This window comes from Arthrobacter glycogeni (genome assembly GCF_054511155.1).
Genome location: NZ_JBTNDE010000045.1, coordinates 1 through 4,065 on the forward strand (window position 1 = coordinate 1; position 4,065 = coordinate 4,065).

General features: G+C 58.3%; 5 protein-coding genes. All 5 read right to left on the reverse strand.

The features are described from left to right. The coding region (locus ACX80O_RS16585; protein WP_459334161.1) for a DUF1016 N-terminal domain-containing protein at positions 1–430 on the reverse strand (430 nt) is incomplete at its 3' end. Between the two features lie 239 nt (positions 431–669). Further along, positions 670–1,425: a GAF and ANTAR domain-containing protein gene (locus ACX80O_RS16590; RefSeq protein ID WP_459334162.1), complete on the reverse strand. Its 756-nt coding sequence runs from the start codon at positions 1,423–1,425 to the stop codon at positions 670–672. Between the two features lie 568 nt (positions 1,426–1,993). Continuing rightward, positions 1,994–2,188: a hypothetical protein gene (locus tag ACX80O_RS16595; RefSeq protein ID WP_459334163.1), complete on the reverse strand. Its 195-nt coding sequence runs from the start codon at positions 2,186–2,188 to the stop codon at positions 1,994–1,996. Positions 2,189–2,281: 93 nt separating this feature from the next. Beyond that, positions 2,282–2,974, reverse strand: coding sequence for a hypothetical protein (locus ACX80O_RS16600; RefSeq protein ID WP_459334164.1), 693 nt, complete (start codon positions 2,972–2,974; stop codon positions 2,282–2,284). Between the two features lie 85 nt (positions 2,975–3,059). Further along, positions 3,060–3,905: a DUF2382 domain-containing protein gene (locus ACX80O_RS16605; RefSeq protein ID WP_459334165.1), complete on the reverse strand. Its 846-nt coding sequence runs from the start codon at positions 3,903–3,905 to the stop codon at positions 3,060–3,062. Positions 3,906–4,065 lie beyond the last annotated feature (160 nt).

A 4,065-nucleotide genomic window follows, 5' to 3' on the forward strand; every position in this document is an offset into this window, starting at 1 on the left:
TCAACACGTTACGAGACCAGCCGTACTCGGCCGCGGCCGCGGCATACCAATCACGTGCCGCAGGGTCATCAAGCTTGTCGATCAGGACCATGATGTGGCCCCACGGCAATTGTGCAGCAGGTTGCTGCACAATTGGCTGACCGGCCCACGCTGCTGCGAAAGCCCTCATGTACTGCAGGTTGCGGTAGGAGAGGCCTGTCATATCAGGGAATTCCGTGCGCAGATCTTCAGCGAGTCGTCGCACAACGCCGGTACCCCACCCCTGGCGGTCGCGTTGGGTAAGGATCTCATTCCCAATATGCCAGTACAGCTCGATCAGCTGCGTGTTGATTGTCCGCTGAGCCCGAAGGCGGGCGTCACGGACGCGGCCTCTGAGCGCATCAAGGGTTTTGCTGTAACCATCAGGAAGAACAACATCAGCAGGTGTCATAGTCCCCATTCTCCCGACGTAGGCCTCTCCGCCGCGAATTAGCGCCGGCTTGGTCCAGGTTCCGGGTGACGTATCAGGGTGTTATCGGTGCGAGAGGGTCTCTACGGAGAATCTCGGATTCTGACGGCCAGATTTCCATCATGATTCCGGTGCTCCTGCAAGATGGACAAGGTATGTTGCATAACGCTCCCGACTGCCGCCAAGCCGGTCCTACTATTTGGTTTGTGGTGCAACCCGGCTTAGTTTTTCTGGTAGCTCTGCCTAGAGGCGGGCGTAAAGTGGGTGGTTGCCGGTACCAAGTTGATCGATTGGACGATCCGTTCCGCTAGCGCACGTAGTTTGATTTGTTGATGTCTGGCAGCCCGCCGGAGGACCTGGACGGCTTCAGCTTGGGTGTAGTGGTTTTGGGCGATAATGATTCCTACAGCCATGTCAATGTTCGTGCGTGATTCCATGGCTGCATGCAGATCGGCCGCAGCGTCTCGATAGGACGCCAGTTTCAGGGCTAACTCGAGGCTGCTTGCGGCCTCACCCGCGTACTGTTCAAAACGTTCGATAATGTTCGGGGTGAAAATCCCGGGTTTCCGACTGTAGAGGTTGAGTGCGACCCCGCCGTCCGCACCGATCACCACGGGTATGGCAAGGATCGAGGCAACCCCGCGGTCCTCCATATCTTTGAAGCGCTCCGGCCATCGCGTATCGCTACGGACATCTTCGACAACAACAGTCTGGCCGGTCCGGGCAGCTTGGGTGCAAGGGCCTTCGCCGTAATCGTGCTGAACCTCATCGAGTTCGATAGCCTCGTCGCTGCTGCCAGTTCTCACGATCCGGTCTGTTCGTTTGAGGGTGATCCCACATAGAATCTCGACCTCCGGGCCCAGGATTTTCGAGGCGTGCATAGCGAACGCTTCGAGGAACACCTCGACATTTTCGGACCGCAGAATCAGCTCCTGGAGCTGTGCTGCAACCGACCCCTCGCCCTGGCCTTCTGCCATGGCTACAGTCTAAAACCGATAGCACCTCACACTAGGGAATGTGGAGCATATTTTCGTTGACACAACGAAATCTGACACGACAAGAGGCAGTATTTCTGACATTCACGTCCTGCCCTCGGCTAGCCTTTAGTGAGCTGGGGTATTCATTGATATCGCTGGGAACCAGACGCCCCTGGTGGGCAGGGCAGCTGGTCTCGCGAAGCGGATTTGAAGGTTATTTATGGATGCACGAACACAGCAGCAGCTCACCGCCGCGGGTGCGACCCAGACCCGGATGGAACCGGCCCAGCTGTGGATTGAGTACTTCGCCCGGGGCGGGTGACTGTCCCAGTTGGAGCTGGAGGCGTATCTGGCGGGCGTGGTGGGCATACCCCCAGTTGAACGCGACTTCGAAACGAACGGTCTCCTGAGCTTCTTGGCCGTTGAGATCATCGATCAATTGGACTTTCACACGCTGCACCAAATTTTTCCTTTCTAGAGTATTGCTATGGGCTTGGTTTTGGCATGCAGAAGGCCCTGCAACGGGAGGGTTCATTCCGTTGCAGGGCCGGTTCTTGGTGAAGCCTGGTTAGTTCCCGAGGCCTCCGAGGCCGCCGGGGAGTCTGCCGATGAGGTCTTGAGGGTTGATGCCCAACTTGCTGAGCATGCCCTGATCTTTGTCGGTGTCGACCTGATCGGGTAATTCCTGCTCGGCCTGGTCGGCCTTGTCGCTATCTCCCTGACCCTTGAGGTGGTCAAGGATCTGCTTCTTATCGATTTTCACGGTTCTCTCCTTCTGTTGATGTTCGGTATCCTGCGGGAAAGGCCATTGGGGTGGGCCTTCCTTGTCCGGTTATGGATTGTGTACGGCAGCGGCTTAGGTTCGCAGGCCGGCTTTGTCTACTTTGCGGTGGAAACGCATTCCTGCAAGACCGCCGAGGATCGCACCAATGAGTGCGACGACGGCCGCGACGACGGCGGCAATAATGCCTGTAGTGGTCAGGTCATCGCCTGCGGGGATCTGAGGGAAGCTGTTGATCTGCGAAAGGATGTTGAACTGATCCCCAGCAATGAGGCCGAGTACCGCCACGATAATGGCAATGACGATGGCCCAAGCCCAGACGGCGATGCCCTGTTTCATGCCATTGAAGCGGGCCATTCTGCCTGCAACGTAGCCGCCGCAGTAGTAGGCGATCAACAAAATGACCAGGAGTACGATGCTGCTGATGAGGCCCGCGGTCTGCGGGTCTGAGGTGGCTTCCCCGGCGATGTCGGTGTTCGTTGCCGAGCCCACTGCCGCACCGAGCGCAGCTGCGAGAGCGCTCAAGAGTATCGCGGTCCCGGTAGCGGTAAGCCACCCGAAGAATGCGGAGCCGATCTTGATCCCGCCGAACTCGTCTTTTTCCCGGGCGACATCATGTTCAAGGTTCCGGCCAGTATCTGGACTATTGTCATGGTGCTGTGTGTCGCCGCGGTCGCGTTTTGCGCGCCTCGAGTCATCACCGTTTTCGGTATGAATGGAATCCGGGTGATTGTCCGGGGATTTAGCCGAGCCTGCACTGGTACTCATAAAGAACTCCTCTATCAAGGCCGCCACCTTCCGGTCGGGTACCCGCTAACGGGTACCCGACCGGAAGGGGACATGCCAATGATTCTTAGCGGTTGTCCCGACGGCTGTCGTCGGCGGTGAGGTCGGCATCAGTGTCGGCGTCGATCTGTTCCTTGCGGACTTCTTCGGTCACAGTTTCCTGATCCGTGACGGTTTCTTTACCCATTCGGACACGTTCAACCGCGACGGTTTCCTTGTCTACGACTGGAGTTTCGGCGTGCAGGATCACTTCGTGTTCCTCTTCGCTGATGTCCGGGCCCGAGGTAGCGTTCCCGCGGTTGGCGTCGGTGATGGGCTCGCGTTCGATGGTGACTTCCTCACGGCTGACCGGTACCGTCTTGGTGACCATTTCGGTCACGACGTGCTTGCGCAACCTGGCCCGACCGACTTCCTGGGTTTCGGTGCCAACGTTCAGACGCTCCTCGGAACGAGTCATCGCGTCATCAGTGGTAGGACCGGACGTGTCATGGCCCACGACACCCGAATCGCCGGAATGATCCACGCGTTCGTCGCCGGACTGGAAGCCCTGCTCGCCGCGCGTCGTAGACTCGTCGTAGGTGTCGGTGCCGCTGGGGCTGCTCAGACCGTAGTGCTGGTAGAGCCGGGCTTCTTCCTCAACAGATAGGTCACCATCGGGATCAACCCTGGGTGCATCCTTGATCTGGTCTTTGGTGTACCCAACCCGGACGTCGTCGCCGTCAATGCTGGCGCCTTCGAGAGGTGCGAAGGATTCAGACGTGCCGAACATGCCGGTCCTCACGGTGACCCAGCTGGGGTTTCCGCTCTGATCATCAAGGTAGATCTGCCCGACTGATCCGACTTTGGCCCCGTCGTTGTCGATGACGTTGCCGCCGCTGCTCAGAAGGCGGTCAATGTTTTCTTGCGTAATCATGTTCTGCTCCTTGCTATCTGACTTCGGTGATGTGCTGGACAGTGCGATATGCGGGTAAATCTAGTAGCGGTGCGCGCCTGGGCCCTGAGGCTGGGTTTTGGCTGTCTGCTGCTGGGCCTTGGTCTTGGCCTGCTCAGCTTGTTCCTTCACGGATGGCGCG